We start from the raw sequence: 15,309 nt of genomic DNA, 5'->3' as shown, positions 1-15,309 counted from the left end.
CTGCGCGCGGACAGCAATTTTTCGAACCTCGTCTTCGGCTACAGGAATGGGTTCATTTTCTATCCCGTGTTGCGAACCCGCCTGGAAAGAACAGCAATATCGAGGTGCTTTGCGTCTTCCCACATGACGCAGACACCAATACCCGGTCTACGCTGCAAGGTTGCGGGCCCAACGCCTCCTATCCCAACGACTCCCGTCCCTGCACGGATCAGGGCATCGATACGGCAGCGAAGTGGTTGGAGAAATACGACGGCAGTGCCAATCCGTACTATTTCCAGTGTGGCTGGAGTGTGCGCTCGGGCGAGCGCGATCAGGCAGCGCGATTCATGGCGGCGGTCGGCGCTCGCAGCGCTATGTCAAACAAACAATGGGTCACGCAGAACGAGCTGCGCTAGCCACGTGGGCAACGGGAACGGGCGCAACCCTGCCGATCCAATCCTTCTTTTACGTAGATGGGAACCTTGACGCGCGCGCCAAAGCGCAGAACGATCAGCTTCGGTATTTCCAGCATTATGGCCAGACCATTCCTGTCATTCGACTCACCTTGGCGGAGGCGAGGGGAGGGAGGGCGTCATTCGCCTATTTCGAGGAAGACCAGATCGGCTCCGGGTCCGGTCCCGTCGACATGCAATTCGACACCCGTCCTGTCTATCTCGACGGTAAAGCGTTCATCATCACTCAGCGGCCCGACATCCTGCCGCGCTTCGACGGTAGTAACTCGATCACGCGTACGGCCTTTGGCGGCCGTCCGCCTTATACCTACACCAGCAGCAATACCGCTGTGGCGATGGTGAGTTCAACGGGAAAGGTCACGCCGCGCGCGAATGGCGCGGCCATCATTTCCGTGAAGGACAGCGCCGGGCAACGTGCCGAATACCAAGTCACTATGACCAATGTCTTGCAGGTCAGATATGCAGGCAACATGCCCTACCAGCCTGCGCTGAATGATTTGGCAAGCCGAGGGGAGCGCATGCCCACTTCAGGCGACATCGGTAATATGCAACTGGTCTTCGGCAGCCGCTGGCCTTATGTCGCGGACTTCTATTGGACGAGCGACCCATGCGGCGACGCGGCGCATGGCGTGTACTATATCCACGCCCTCGAACGACGAGGGAAGTGCATACCCAACACGCAAGCCGAAGAAACGGTGGGTTTGAAGTAGCCCATAGGTCGCGTGGCTCATGGCTCGCGTCCAGGCGACGGGGCCGAACTGACCTTCGGCCCTAAACTTCCGGGCTTTCGTGTGGTCTTATCGGGCCTCCGCCCTGCACGAGACCCCGCCCATGTCCGACACGCCCGCTGCCGCCACGCCGCTTCAGGACGCCTTCGTCCGCCTGCGTGAGGAACTGGCGCGGGGCATCATCGGCCAGCCGCATCTGGTCGAATGCCTGCTTATCGCCCTGTTGGCCGACGGCCATCTGCTGGTCGAGGGTGCGCCCGGGTTGGCGAAGACCACGGCGATCAAGGCCCTGGCGACGCGCATCGAAGCCGATTTCCACCGCATCCAGTTCACGCCCGACCTGCTTCCCGCGGACCTGACCGGCACCGACATCTTCCGGCCGCAGACCGGCAGCTTCGAATTCGAGCGCGGTCCGTTGTTCCACAACATCGTGCTGGCGGACGAGATCAACCGCGCGCCGGCCAAGGTGCAGTCGGCGCTGCTGGAGGCCATGGCCGAACGGCAGATCACCATCGGGCGCCGAACCTGGCCACTGCCCGACCTGTTCATGGTGATGGCCACACAGAATCCCATCGAGCAGGAGGGTACCTTCGCGTTGCCCGAGGCGCAGCTCGACCGCTTTCTCATGCACGTGACCATCGGTTACCCGGACGCCGATGCCGAGCTGGCGATTCTTCGCCTTGCTCGTGAGCAGGCGCGTGAGGTGCGGCATCCCGCGCCACCTGTGTCGTACGTGCTCCGCCCGGCCGACGTCTTCGCGGCTCGTGATGCCGTGCTTGCCGTACACATGGCCGAGCCGCTTGAGCGCTACATCACCCAGTTGGTGGTCGCGTCGCGCGATGCCGGTAAGTATGGTCCGGAACTCGCCCGCTGGATCGCCTGGGGCGCAAGCCCGCGTGCCACGATCGCACTCGATCGCTGCGCCCGCGCGCACGCTTGGCTGGCCGGGCGCGATTACGTAGTGCCGGATGACGTTCACGCCGTCGCGCATGAAGTACTGCGCCATCGCGTGCTGCCCAGTTACGAGGCCGAGGCCGAGGGCGTCCGCATCGATACGGTCATCGACCGCCTGCTGGACCTCGTTCCGCTGCCGTGAACGCCGCCGCCCCCAGCGCCGACGGGCGCGTTCACGTCTCGCTTCCCGAACTCATCGCCCTGCGTTCGCGCGTAGCGCGTGCGCCGGCACCGCCCGTGGTCTCGCGCGTGCAGCGCAGTGGGCAGCGCCCCAGCCGTCTGCACGGACGTGGCATGGACTACGCCGAGTCGCGCGTCTACCAGCCCGGCGACGACGTGCGCCGGATGGACTGGCGTCTGACCGCACGCAGTGGCGTGGCGCATACCAAACTGTTCCAGGAAGAACGGGAAGGGCGATTGCTCATCCTGCTCGATACCAACGCGAGCATGCGCTTCGGTACGCGTACGCGCTTCAAATCGGTACAGGCTGCGCGAGCTGCGGCCATGGCGGCGTGGTATGCGGTGCGCGGCGCCGATCGGGTCGGCGTGTTGGCCTTCGGCGGTCAGCGTCATCTACTGCGTCCGCAGGGCGGTGCGCGTGGCGCGCTTGCCTTGGCGGGCGCCCTGGCGGCGTGGGATGCGCTGCCACCGGCAGAGGACGAAACGCTATCGAGTGCACTCCAACGTGCCGGCCGGCTCATGCATGGCGCATCCCGAGTGCTGCTGGTGAGCGACGGTTTCGCCGTGGATGATGCGGCGCGAGGACGCATGCTCGGCCTCGTCGCGAAAGCGGAAGTTGCGGTGCTTACCGTGGCCGATCCGCTCGAACTCGCCGAGCCACCCGCAGGGCGCTATCCGTTCGCCCATCGTGGCGTGCACTACGACGTGGCGCTGCACGGCGAGCGCCAGCGTGCGGATTTCGCGCGCACCCTTGGCGAGGGCCGGCACAGGCTCGATACGTTGTGCGCGGGCCTCGGTCTGAAGCACCGCACACTGGACACCACGGGGGATCCGCTCGACGCGATCGTCGCTCTGCTCGGGCAGGCGAGGAGTCGGTGATGCCCGAGAACGGTCCTGCATTGCGCGACATCCACGTGCCGCCGGTGTCCCCGTGGTGGCCATGGGCACCGGGCTGGTGGGTGTTGCTGGCGCTCGTCGTCGTCGTACTCGTCGTTCTTGTGATCGTGTGGCGACGCCGTATCGCATGGCGTCGCTACGTGGACGCGACCCTGGCCGACTTGCGCGATGCCCGCGAGCGGCATGCGCGTGATGGCGACGCCATCGCCTTCGCGGCCAAGGCAAGCGAACTCGTACGGCGCGTCGCTCGCACGCGCGAGCCGCAAAGCGTTGCGCTGTCCGGCGAAGCCTGGCGGGCGGCGCTCGCTCGCATGGCGCCTGCCAACAACGTGTCGCTGCTGGTTGCGTTGGACGATGCGAAGTACCGACGCGACATGCCGATCGACGTCGACGCCGCGGCACGCGAGGTCGAGGGCTGGGTGCGTGCCGCGTTGCGTCGTCCGTCGCGCCGGCCCAACGCAGGGAGGGCATCGCATGTCGCTGCCTGAGTTCGCCTGGCCGTGGCTCTTCCTGGCGTTGCCGCTGCCCTGGTTGTTGCGCCGCGTGTTGCGGCCGGTGAAGCCGGCGCAAGCACTGAATCTCCCCCAGCCCGGGCTGGCGCTCGTGCAGGCGTCGCTGGCGAAGGCGCCTTTCGCAGCGACCCTGCTGTTGGTGCTCGCGTGGGTGTGTCTTGTGGTCGCTGCGGCGCGTCCGCAGCAGCTCGGTCCGCCGGAGCCGCAACGACGGAGCGGCCGCGCCATGATGCTCGCCGTGGATCTTTCGGGAAGCATGTCGCTCGGCGACATGCAGCTCGCGGGCCGTGACGTCACGCGCTTTGCCGCGGTGGAAGCCATCGCGGGCGACTTCATCGATCGCCGTGCAGGCGATCAGCTGGGGCTCATTCTGTTCGGTTCGCAGGCGTACCTCGTCACGCCGCTGACGTACGATCTGGACGCCGTTCGCGCGCAACTGCACGGCGCGGTCGTCGGCCTGCCGGGTCGTGAGACCGCTATCGGTGACGCCCTCGCCGTCGCCGTGAAACGCCTCGCCGACATGCCCGAGCAAGCCCGCGTGGTCGTGCTGCTGACGGACGGTGTGAACAACGCCGGCTCCATTGCACCGCGTGAGGCGGCCCGGGCGGCGAAGGCGGCAGGCGTGCGGGTGTACACCATCGGCATCGGTGCGAATGCGATGCGTGTGCCCGATTTCTTCGGCAGTCGCGTCGTCAATCCCTCCGCCGATCTCGACGTCGGCATGCTCACCGACATTGCCAACCAGACCGGCGGGCGTTTCTTCCGCGCCACCGATACGAGCGAACTGGCCGATGCATATCGCGCCATCGACACGCTCGAACCCGTGCCGCAGCAGGGCGCGGCATTGCGTCCGCACGTGGAGCTGTTCCGCTGGCCCCTGTTGGCGGCGTGCCTGCTGTTCGCCCTCGCCATGGTGCCGCGTTATGTCGGTACGAGGGCGGCCGCATGACGACATGGCTGCGCGATTTTCATTTCATCGAGCCGCGCTGGCTGTGGCTGCTCGTGCTCGTGCCGGTGTTGGCCTGGCTCGTGGGTCGTCGGCCGGCGGAACAACGCGTGCTGGCGCGGCTGGCGGATCCGGCCCTGTTGCCCTACCTGCTCGATGGTGAACCCTCTGCCGCGCGCGCGCCCGTGGCGGCATTCGTCTCGGCGGCGTTGCTTGCGATCGTCGCGCTTGCCGGCCCGACCTGGGACAAGCAGGCCCAGCCCTTGTTTGCCGAACGCGCCGCGCAGGTGGTGGTCGTTTCGATGTCGCCACACATGCTTTCGCACGACGTCGTACCCGATCGCCTTAGCCGCGTGCGCTACAAGATCCGCGAACTCTATGCCGCGAACGGCGATGGCATGAATGCCTTGATCGCCTATACCGGCGAGGCGTTCACCGTCGCCCCGCTCACTACCGACGCGCACAGCGTGGACGATCTGCTTACGGCGTTGGCACCGGACACCATGCCGGTCGAGGGAGACGATCCTGGGAAGGCCATCGACCAGGCGGCCGATCTCGTCCGCCACGCGGGTCTCCGCGGCGGCTCGATCGTACTCGTTACCGATCGAGCCGATGGGGCAGCCATCGCCGCGGCCCGGCGCGCACGTGCCGCGGGCGATCGCGTCTCCGTGCTCGGCGTCGGCAGCACGCGCGGTGGCCCCATTCCCACCAGTGAGGGCGGATTCCTGAAGGACGAGCATGGCGCGATCGTCATGGCGCCTCGGGACGATGCGTCACTCGCTGCCGTTGCCGAGGCGGGGGGTGGACGTTTCGTGCCCGTCGCAGACGACAGTTCCGACGTGAAGTCGCTGGCGTCTCTGGTGCGCGCCGACGGCGATGCCAAAGCGATCGACGGCGCGACGTCGGGACAGTGGCAGGATCGCGGCCCGTGGCTGCTGCTTCCCTTGCTTCCCATCGTGGCGTTGGCCTTCCGGAGAGGTTGGCTGCTCGTGCTTGCCTTGGCCTTTGTGCCGCTATCGCCTGCACGGGCCGACGGTTTGACCGACCTGTTCCGCACGCGCGACCAGCAAGCGGCACAGGCGCTTGCCCAGGGTGACGCAAAGCAAGCTCAGGCACTCGCACACGATCCGGCCTTGCGTGGTGCAGCGGCGTATCGTGCGGGCGACTACGCCGCCGCGGAAGCCGCATTCGCACAGCGTGACGATGCCGAATCGCAGTACAACCTGGGCAACGCACTCGCCAAGCAGCAGCGCTACGAAGACGCCCTCGCGGCCTACGATCGCGCGCTCAAGCGCGATCCGCACCATGCCGACGCCGCCGCCAATCGCAAGGCCGTGGCCGAATTCCTCAAGCAACAGCAGCAAAAGAAATCAGAGCAGGACAAGAACAAGCAGGGCGGCAAGGGCCAGCAGGACAAGAACCAGCAACAGTCTTCTGGCAACCAGGACAAGGATCAGCAGCAGGGCCAGGAAGACGGCAAGGACGGACAGCAGGGCCAGAGCGGCAAGCAGTCCGGCGCCGATGGAAAAGATGGTGGCAGGGAAGCGGGCGCCAAGGACAAGGCTGGCGAAGGCGATGGTGCCGATCGCAGTCAGGACAACGGAAAGGGGCAGGCGCCGCAAGGCGACGCCGCCGCAAAGTCGGAAGCACAGCAGGCGCAGGCCAAGCAGGCGCAGGAAGCGCTGAAGGAAAAGATGGATGCCGCACTGGCCGGCAAGGCGAACGGCAAGCCGGGCGAGCGGGACCACGACCTCGGCACCATGGCCGGTGACGACGCGTCGTCGAAGTTGCCGCCCGACGTGCAGCGCGCGCTCATGCGCGTGCCCGACGATCCCGGTGGCCTGCTACGGAGAAAGTTCATGCTCGAATATCAACGCCGCCACGGCGCGGAACCGGAAGAATGATCATGCGTCGAATCCTTCTCGGCCTCGTGTTGTCGTGCGTGACACTGTTGAGTTGGGCGCAGGACAGCGGCCCCGTCGCGTCGCTCGACCGCAGTCGCGTCGGTGTCGGCGAAACCGTCACGCTCAACATCGAGGTCGGCGACCAGACGACCGGTTCGCCCGACCTTTCGCCGCTCACGCCGGACTTCGTCGTGTTGGAAACGTCGACGAACCACACGCTGAGCATCGTCAACGGCAAGCGCGAATCGCGAACCATCCTGGGCATTGCGCTGCGTCCGCGGCGCGAAGGCCACCTCACCATCCCGCCTTTGACGATCGCCGGCCAGCAGACGCAGCCGGTCACGCTCGACGTGGTTGCTTCCGCCAACGATCGCGTGCCATCGGCGGACCGTCCGGTTTCGCTGGAAGGAACGGCCGAGCCCACTCATGCCTATGTCGGGCAGCAGATCGATTACACGTTGCGGCTCTCCTTCGCGGTGAATCTTGCAGATGGCCAGCTTGGCGACCCCTCCGCGGAAGGGGCCGAAGTGCGCCGCGTCGGCCAGGATGCGAACTACCAGGTCATGCGCGGCGGGCGACGCTTCAACGTCGTTGAGCGGCACTACGCGATCTTTCCGCAACGCGCCGGCACGCTGGAGATCCAGCCGCCCACGTTCGAGGGCACGGCAGTCGATCCCTCCGACATGAATTCCTTTTTCGGTGGCGGTGAACCGGTGAACGCCGTAGCCGAACGTGCGCGGGTGGACGTGCGCGCACGTCCTGCTTCTGCCTCCGAAGGCGCCTGGATACCTGCGCGCGACCTGAAACTTTCTCTCGACGGATTGCCCGCAGACGGCAAGGCCAGGGTCGGGCAGCCGTTGACGCTCACCATGCGCCTCGATGCCACAGGCATGCCATTCGAGGCGTTGCCGGCCCTGTCGCTGCCGAAGCTCGACGGCGCGGACGTCTATCCCGACAAGGCCGTGACGGGCGGCGGCAGCAGCGGCTCGTGGATCACCGGGCGTCGCCAGCAGTCGTTCGCCGTCGTGCCCACGCGTGAGGGCACGCTGCGCATTCCCGCCACGACGCTGCACTGGTGGAACGTCGTCACGGACAAGGCCGAAGTGGCGACCATTCCGGCGCACGATGTGGACGTGCTTCCCGGTGCGAGTGGTGCGGTCGCGCCGCCGCCCTCCGCGCCTGCGGCGGCGGGCACCGCCGCGTCATCGGCCTCCGCGTCTGGTGTCGTTCCGACCAAGGACACGGTTTCGGCAGCGACGGACACCGAGAGCCCGCCGTGGCGGACGTTGTTCATCGTCGCGGTGGCGCTCTGGCTGCTCACGATGGCGGCGTGGTTCGTGCTCTCCCGGCGCGGCAAGCGTGAAGAGTCTCTTCCGACACCCGGCAGGACGACTGCGGATGGCATGAGCGATCGCGCGGCTCGCGAACGTTTTCGCGCGGCCGTTGCAGGCAGCGACCTCGCAGTGATCGAACATGCGCTTCTCGCTTGGGCACGCGTCCATCGCCCCTCCATGCGTTCGCTGGGTGCATTGGCCGCCGCGTTGCGCGAGGGTCGTCAACGCGACGCCATCGCCAGCTTGCAGCAGGCCCGGTTCGCAGGCGGAAATGCGCCGGGCACGGCACTGCGCGATGCCTTCGCGGACGGGTTCGATTGGCTGCCGGCTGAAGCTACGGACAAATCCGGCACATTGCCTCCCCTATATCCCCGCTAGGTCGGTGCTTGCTGAGGCCTAGAGCAGACCTTCGTAGATGCGGGTCATCGTCGCGCCGAAGGTGCAGAACACCACGCGCTCCGGCTGCCATGCAGCATCGCGGACGGTGCGGACTGCGAGCTCCGCGGCCGCTTCTGCCGGATAACCGTAGATGCCCGCGCTGATGGCGGGAAAGGCGATCGAACCCACGCCATTCTCGCGGGCCAGCTTGAGGGAATTCGCATAGCAGTCCGCCAGAAGCTCAGCTTCGCCACGGGCGCCACCGTGCCAGACCGGGCCCACCGTGTGGATGATGAAACGGGCGGCCAGGGCGAAACCGGGCGTGATGCGGGCCTCACCCGTGGGGCAGCGGATGCCGCGACGTACCTCGGGCAGGGCCCGGCAAGCCGCCAGCAGCGCCGGTCCGGCGGCTCTGTGAATGGCGCCGTCCACGCCGCCACCACCCAGCAAGGATTCGTTCGCTGCGTTGACGATCGCATCCACGGCGAGCGTGGTGATGTCTGTCTCGATCACCTCGAAGGGCATGGCGCAAGCTCCTTGTGACGGCTCGTCGGCATTTGGCTACGATGGCCGCCAGACAGTCCGGATATTCCACCCAAGGTTATGGCCGACCAACTCAAAGTTGAAGACATCTCGTTCGCCTATCTCATCAACGATGTGACCTTGCTCTTTCGCAAGCACTTCGACCGGAGGGCGACGCGTTTTGGTCTGACCCGCGCGCAGTGGCGTGCCTTGAAGGCGCTGCATCGCCGCCCGGGCATGCGCCAGAACGAGCTGGCCGAGCAACTGGACATGGAGCCGATCGCGGTAGGTCGCGTCATCGACCGCCTGCAAGCTGCGGGGTTCGTGGAACGCCGCGCCGATCCGAAAGACCGTCGCGCCTGGCGCCTGCACGACACCGACCAGGCTCGCGGGGTGATCGACGACATGGAAGACATCGCCCGCGGCCTGCGCCGTGATGCGACCCAGGGGATTTCCACGGGCGATCTGCAAACCATGCTGGCGGTCCTCGACCGCATGAAGGAGAACCTGCAAGGTCTGGACGGGCCTTCCGACGAAGCCTGAACGGCAAGTCAACGGATCGCTTAGGATATGCGTTAGTTTTTACGGATAACCGTCCCAGCAACCAGCCCGTGCTTCCCCAGCGCGGCGACCGAATCGCAGGGATTCGGCCGGAGCCCACATGCAGCGATCCCCAGGGAAGAAGCTTCTCCTCCTCGTCGGCCTCGTGGCCATCGCCGCCGTCGGTATTGGCGTGTGGCGGCATCAGGCCGGCGGCAAGACCCCCGCCGAGGTTCCAGGTCGAGCAGCGAATGCTGGCGTGCCGGTTACGACTGCCGTGGCGAGCCAAGGGGAGATCGATCTTTCCCTCAAGGTCATCGGCCGGGCAGAGGCGTACTCCACCGTCAATGTCCGGTCCCGGGTGAACGGGCAACTTCAATCGCTGGCGTTCACGCCCGGGTCTCACGTGAAGAAAGGCGACCTGCTCGCACAGGTTGACCAGCGGCCGCTGAAGGCGGCCTACGACGAGGCCATGGGTAACGTGGCTCGCGACCAGGCGCAGCTCGTGAAGGCCGAGGCCGACCTTGCCCGCTACGAGAACATGCTCGGCAAGGGCTTCGTCAGCCGCGCGGACTACGACCTCTACAAGGCCAACCTCGGCGTGGCGCGCGCTGCGCTGGAAAGCGATCGCGCCGCGGCGCGTGCCGCGCAAACGCAACTGGACTTCACGACCATCGTCGCGCCGTTCGACGGCGTGACCGGTGCGCCGCTCGCTTATCCGGGGGCCACCCTCTCCGCCGATACCACCGACATCGTAGTGCTGAATCAGGTGGACCCCATTCGCGTGGCATTCGCCATTCCCGAGGACAGCCTCGCCGCCGTGCGCCAGAGCGTCCGCCGCGGGACGCTCCCCGTCATGGCGAAGATTCCTGGCGACGAGGGCGAACCGTTGCAGGGCGAGTTGGAATTCATCGACAACGCCGTCGATGCGACGACCGGCACGATCGTCCTGAAGGGGCGGTTCGCCAACCGCGACGGTCGGCTCACGCCCGGCCAGTTCGCCGAGGTCACCTTGCCCACGACGCGCCTGTTCGATGCCATCAGCATTCCGGTCGTGGCCTTGCAGAGTTCGTCGACGGGTACGTTCGTGTTCGTCGTGAAGCCCGATAGCACGGTCGAACAGCGCTCGATTACCACCGGCGCTACCACGGCCGATCGCGTCGTCGTGGACAAGGGCCTGCAGGCGGGCGAGCGCGTCGTTACCGAAGGTCAGATGCTGCTCGTCGACGGCGCCCGCGTGCGCATCGACAAGGGGTGAGGGCGATGAACCTGCCGGAACTCTGCATCCGCCGGCCCGTGATGACCACGCTGTTGATGGCGGCGCTGGTCATCTTCGGTATCGCCGCCTATCCCAGGCTGCCGGTCAACGAGCTGCCCAACGTCGACTTCCCTACGATCAACATCAGTGCGAGTCTGCCGGGTGCCTCGCCCGAGACGATGGCGTCATCGGTGGCGACGCCACTCGAAGCACAGTTGTCGACGATCGCCGGGATCGATTCGATGACCTCGTCGAGCTCGCTGGGATCGACGACCATCACGGTGACCTTTGCGCTCGATCGCAGCATCGATGGCGCGGCGCAAGATGTGCAGGCGGCCATTTCGGCAGCCCAGCGCCAGCTACCGCAGGACATGCCCACGCCGCCGACCTACCGCAAGGTCAACCCGGCGGACGCCCCGATTCTGTTCCTCACCATGCAGTCGCCGACGCTGCCGTTGTCGACCGTGGACGACTACGCGGAGACCGAGCTGGCGCAGCGCCTGTCCATGGTGGACGGCGTGGCGCAGGTGAACGTCTACGGGTCGCAGAAGTACGCCGTGCGCATCGCCGTGGATCCCGATCGTCTGGCCGCCACAGGCATCGGCGTAGACCAGGTGCGCGATGCCGTCGCAGCCGCCAACGTCAACAAGGCGACCGGCTCGCTCAACGGCAAGCGCCAGCTTCTTTCGATTCGTTCGGACGGCCAACTGATGCGTGCCGCCGATTACGGTCAGGTCGTCGTGGCCTATCGCAACGGTGCGCCTGTGCGCCTGAGCGACGTGGCGGCGCCACATGACAGCGTGCAGGACGATCAGCGGGCGAGCTGGTTCAACGGACATCGCTCGATCACGCTCGCCATCCAGCGGCAGCCCGGTGCCAACACGGTGGCGACCGTGGACAAGATTCTCACCCTGCTGCCGGGCTTTACTGCCACGCTGCCACCCTCCGTGATCCTCAGCGTGATGTACGACCGCTCGGTATCCATTCGCGACTCCGTGCACGATGTGCAGTTCACGCTGGTGCTCGCGGGTGTACTCGTGGTGCTGGTGATCTATCTGTTCCTTGGCAACGCCTCGGCGACGCTGATTCCCGCGGTGGCCTTGCCGATCTCGGTGCTGGGTACGTTCGGCGCCATGTTTGCGCTCGGCTACAGTCTCGACAATCTCTCCCTGCTGGCGCTCACGCTTGCCGTGGGCTTCGTCGTGGACGATGCAATCGTCATGCTGGAAAACATCATGCGTCACATCGAACTGGGCGAGGCGCCCTTCGATGCGGCCGTGAAAGGTGCCAACGAAATCGGCTTCACCATCTTCTCGATGACGCTGTCGCTTGTGGCGGTTTTCATCCCCGTGATGTTCATGGGTGGCATCGTCGGTCGCCTCTTCCATGAGTTCGCAGTGGTGATCAGTGTCTCGATCCTGATCTCTGGCTTCGTCTCGATTACGCTCACACCGATGCTGTGCAGTCGCTTCGTCAAGGCGCACGATCATGGCAAGCGAAGCGTCGTCGTGGTCTGGTTCGACCGCGGCTTTGCGGCCGTGACGTCCGGCTATACGCGCACGCTCGCGTGGTGCATGAACCATCCGCGGCTCGTCATCGCTTCGTTCGTCCTGAGCCTTGCGGCCACCGGGCTGCTGTTCGCCGTGGTGCCGAAGGATTTCATTCCGGCGGGCGACAGCGGGCAGTTACGTGTCACGACCGAAGGGCCCACCGACATCTCCTTCGCCGCGATGTCGGCACGCCAGCAGGCGCTGGCGGACATCGCGCGGACCGACCCGAACATCGAGGCGGTCATGTCCAGCGTGGGCGCGGGCGGACCGCGTGCCACCGTGAATTCCGGCTCGCTGCTGCTGCGACTGAAGGCACCCGGCGATCGTGGCCACACGACACCCGACGAGATCATCCAGCAGCTGCGGCGCAAGTTCGCCGAGGTGCCCGGCGTTCGTACGTACATCCAGAATCCTCCCGCGATCCAGGTCGGCGGGAGGCAATCGAAGGCGCAGTACCAGTACACGGTGCAATCGACCGATCTGCAGGCGCTGTACGACTGGTCGGGCAAGCTCGTCGCCGCCTTCCAGAAATTGCCGGGCTTCCAGGACGTGACCACCGATCTCGATCTCAATAGCCCTTCGATGGTGGTCACCGTCAATCGCGACAAGCTGGCGCCGCTGGGTCTCACCATGAATCAGGTGCAGACGGCATTGGGCACCGCGTTCGGCGAGAACCAGATCTCGACCATCTATGGTTCGGCCACACAGTACTGGGTGATCCTGCAGGTCGAGCGGCGCATGCAGGACGACCCGGCCGTGCTCTCGCGGCTTTACGTCACCTCGGACAGCGGCAAGCTCGTGCCGCTGAATACCGTGGCGCGTTTCGAACGCAAGCCGCAGGTGCTGACGGTGAATCACCAGGGCCAGCTACCCGCGGTGACCGTGTCGTTCAATCTCGCGCCTGGTGTTTCGCTCAGCGACGCGGTAGCCAGCATCGATCGTGCGACGGCGGATATGAAACTGCCGCCGACCCTGAGCGGCAGCGTGCAGGGCACGGCGCAGGCCTTTCAGGATTCCGTGAAGGGCATGGGCCTCTTGCTGCTGCTGGCAGTGTTCGTGATCTACCTGGTGCTGGGCATTCTCTACGAAAGCTTCATTCATCCGTTGACGATTCTCTCGGGCCTTCCCGCCGCCGCGGTTGGCGCGCTGCTCACGTTGGTGATCTTTAACGCGTCGCTCGACCTGTTCGCTTTCGTCGGCATCATCATGCTGGTCGGCATCGTAAAGAAAAACGCGATCATGATGATCGACTTCGCCCTGGAGCGGCAGCGCGACGCAGGTATGGCGGCGTTCGATGCGATCTATGAAGCGTGTCGCGTGCGCTTCCGGCCGATCATGATGACCACCATGGCGGCGTTCGCCGGCACGCTGCCGATTGCCCTAGGCGTCGGTGCCGGTGCGGAGACGCGTCGTCCACTCGGTCTCGCAGTGGTTGGTGGACTCGTCGTCTCGCAGATCCTGACGCTGTACCTCACGCCGGTGATCTACCTGTACATGAATCGGCTGCAAGATCGGCTGTCGCCCGCACGGAAGCTGCAGAGCGATCCGGCGCACTGAGCAGGTTGATGCTGCGATCGAGCGGGGAGATCGAACACTGTGCGCCGCTCTCGTAGGAGCCGCCATGGCGGCGAGGGGAGCTTGCGTTGAGATTGGGTGATTCGGGGCTGGGCGATGAGGGGCTCGGCTTCATCGCTTCGTCGGCTTCTCGCCGCCATGGCGGCTCCCACATGTGCTTTGGTCCTCGCCGCCATGGCGGCTCCCACACAGGTGCCCGAAAAAAAAGCCCCGATCGTGTCGGGGCTTTTTTTCTTATTGCTGCTTCTCGCCGTTCTTCCGTTCCCAGTTGTGCTGCTCGTCGAGCAGTTCGTCCGGGTCGAAGTCCTTGTTGTCGTTCAACCCCTGCATCTGCTCGATGGCCTCCGCGGGCGGGTTGCCGTAGTAGATGTTGTACAGGCGCTGCTGGCGGTAGGCGTCACGCATGAATACGTAGGGATCGTAGGCCGAGGCGAGGAAGCTCTCCGCATCGATGCCGCGCGAGCGCAGCGTCACGAGATAGAGCACCTGCGGCACGTATTCCTGGCCGTACTTGTAGTCGTGATTGCGCGAGTAGTAGCTGATCGGGTCGAAGAAATAGCTGTCGACCGGGAGGCGCCACACGTCGCGAACCGTGGTCGGACCCACGAGGGGCAGAACCAGGTAGTCGCCTTCGGGCACACCCCAGCGGGCCAGGGTCACGCCGAAGTCGTTCTCTTCCAGCGGCAGGCCCAGCAGGCTCGCAGGATCCTTGAAGCCCAGGAAGCCGATGGTCAGGTTCACCACGAACCGACTGGTCGACAGGAACGCCTGCTTCGGGCGGGCCTGCAGCAGGTCGTTCGCCACCGTGATCGGCAGGCGGATGTTCGTGTAGAAATCGCTGATGGCCGTGCGCACCGGCGGGTTGGTCACCTTCCGATAGCCGACAGCGACCGGACGGATGACCGCCTTGTCGAGCTTATCGTTGAAGGCGTAGACCTTCCGATTGAAGTTCTCGTTCGGGTCGTCCGTACGAGGCGGCGCGATATGGCAGGCAGCCAGCAGGGCGACGGCGACGAGGCCCAGCATGTTGCGGACGATCCGGGGCAGGTTTAGGGGGCGCATCGATGGGGCTTTGGGGCTGGGGCGGTTCTTTAGTGTACCGCGCGGTATTATTATTTGCACCACTGCCGTCCGTCCTGGTCAGAACCGCGCATGATACCCCTACACCGATTGCCAGCCAACGGCCGGGGCCGGTAAACTGCGTCGTCAGAAGTGTCTTTATTGTCAAGGATTTGAAATGGCCCGTATTACCGTGGAAGACTGCCTCGAGGTAGTCGACAACCGTTTCGAGCTCGTGCTCATGGCGACCAAGCGCGCCCGTCAGCTCTCCAAGGGCGCTGAGCCGACCCTCGATCCCAGCAACGACAAGCCGACCGTGCTCGCTCTCCGCGAGATCGCGGATCGCCGCGTCAACGATGAAATGATCGATGAAATCGATCGCGCTGCCCGCGAGCGCGCCGAGCGCGAAGCCCTCGAGTGGGCCGCCACTGAAGTGGACGACGACCTCTCGAAGGGCGGAGATGACTGATGACGCCGGGTCGCTGTCGGCCCTGCATTCATCCGCAATCTGCGCACATTG

Annotated in this window: 13 protein-coding genes; 11 read left to right on the top strand and 2 right to left on the bottom strand. The window is 65.5% G+C overall.

The features are described 5' to 3' along the window. Positions 1 to 367 precede the first annotated feature (367 nt). The 7 genes from BT115_RS16530 (at position 368) to BT115_RS16500 (ending at position 8,285) form a co-directional block, all read left to right on the top strand. Positions 368 to 1,162 carry an Ig-like domain-containing protein gene (locus BT115_RS16530; RefSeq protein ID WP_072323745.1) on the top strand — a complete coding sequence of 265 codons (795 nt, stop codon included), beginning with the start codon at positions 368 to 370 and terminating at the stop codon, positions 1,160 to 1,162. Positions 1,163 to 1,283: 121 nt separating this feature from the next. Continuing rightward, positions 1,284 to 2,276 (top strand): AAA family ATPase, encoded by a 993-nt coding sequence (locus BT115_RS16525; protein WP_072323744.1) that lies wholly within the window; start codon positions 1,284 to 1,286, stop codon positions 2,274 to 2,276. Continuing rightward, a complete protein-coding gene (locus BT115_RS16520; RefSeq protein WP_072323743.1) occupies positions 2,273 to 3,193 on the top strand; it encodes a DUF58 domain-containing protein in 921 nt (306 codons plus the stop codon). The genes BT115_RS16525 and BT115_RS16520 overlap by 4 nt, the downstream gene beginning before the upstream one ends. Next, the gene (locus BT115_RS16515) at positions 3,193 to 3,699 is read left to right on the top strand and encodes a DUF4381 family protein (RefSeq protein ID WP_072323742.1); all 507 of its coding nucleotides are present in this window, start codon (positions 3,193 to 3,195) and stop codon (positions 3,697 to 3,699) included. Before BT115_RS16520 ends, BT115_RS16515 begins: the two co-directional genes overlap by 1 nt. Beyond that, a complete protein-coding gene (locus tag BT115_RS16510) occupies positions 3,692 to 4,672 on the top strand; it encodes a VWA domain-containing protein (RefSeq protein ID WP_072324013.1) in 981 nt (326 codons plus the stop codon). Before BT115_RS16515 ends, BT115_RS16510 begins: the two co-directional genes overlap by 8 nt. Continuing rightward, positions 4,669 to 6,573, top strand: a complete 1,905-nt coding sequence (locus BT115_RS16505; protein WP_072323741.1) for a tetratricopeptide repeat protein — start codon at positions 4,669 to 4,671, stop codon at positions 6,571 to 6,573. The genes BT115_RS16510 and BT115_RS16505 overlap by 4 nt, the downstream gene beginning before the upstream one ends. A 2-nt stretch (positions 6,574 to 6,575) precedes the next feature. Beyond that, positions 6,576 to 8,285 (top strand): BatD family protein, encoded by a 1,710-nt coding sequence (locus tag BT115_RS16500; RefSeq protein WP_177257438.1) that lies wholly within the window; start codon positions 6,576 to 6,578, stop codon positions 8,283 to 8,285. A gap of 18 nt (positions 8,286 to 8,303) precedes the next feature. Here BT115_RS16500 and BT115_RS16495 read toward each other — a convergent pair whose 3' ends face one another. Continuing rightward, entirely contained in the window at positions 8,304 to 8,810 is a 507-nt protein-coding gene (locus tag BT115_RS16495) for an O-acetyl-ADP-ribose deacetylase (RefSeq protein WP_072323739.1), read from the bottom strand. A 78-nt stretch (positions 8,811 to 8,888) separates the two neighbouring features. On the opposite strand from BT115_RS16495, the gene BT115_RS16490 reads away from it, so the two are divergent. From BT115_RS16490 to BT115_RS16480, 3 genes are all read left to right on the top strand, one after another. Then, positions 8,889 to 9,350 carry a MarR family winged helix-turn-helix transcriptional regulator gene (locus BT115_RS16490; RefSeq protein WP_072323738.1) on the top strand — a complete coding sequence of 154 codons (462 nt, stop codon included), beginning with the start codon at positions 8,889 to 8,891 and terminating at the stop codon, positions 9,348 to 9,350. A 118-nt stretch (positions 9,351 to 9,468) separates the two neighbouring features. Continuing rightward, positions 9,469 to 10,605, top strand: a complete 1,137-nt coding sequence (locus BT115_RS16485; protein WP_072323737.1) for an efflux RND transporter periplasmic adaptor subunit — start codon at positions 9,469 to 9,471, stop codon at positions 10,603 to 10,605. Positions 10,606 to 10,610: 5 nt separating this feature from the next. Next, entirely contained in the window at positions 10,611 to 13,712 is a 3,102-nt protein-coding gene (locus tag BT115_RS16480) for an efflux RND transporter permease subunit (protein WP_072323736.1), read from the top strand. Positions 13,713 to 13,964: 252 nt separating this feature from the next. Here the strand turns inward: BT115_RS16480 and BT115_RS16475 are convergent, their stop codons facing one another. Then, positions 13,965 to 14,792, bottom strand: coding sequence for an MlaA family lipoprotein (locus BT115_RS16475; RefSeq protein ID WP_072323735.1), 828 nt, complete (start codon positions 14,790 to 14,792; stop codon positions 13,965 to 13,967). Between the two features lie 175 nt (positions 14,793 to 14,967). Here BT115_RS16475 and rpoZ point away from each other — a divergent pair, with 175 nt between their 5' ends. Further along, positions 14,968 to 15,258 (top strand): DNA-directed RNA polymerase subunit omega, encoded by a 291-nt coding sequence (rpoZ, locus tag BT115_RS16470; protein ID WP_072323734.1) that lies wholly within the window; start codon positions 14,968 to 14,970, stop codon positions 15,256 to 15,258. Positions 15,259 to 15,309 lie beyond the last annotated feature (51 nt).

Source organism: Luteibacter sp. UNCMF366Tsu5.1 (genome assembly GCF_900119235.1).
GTDB lineage: Bacteria > Pseudomonadota > Gammaproteobacteria > Xanthomonadales > Rhodanobacteraceae > Luteibacter > Luteibacter flocculans.
This window is presented reverse-complemented; position numbering and strand designations above follow the sequence as displayed.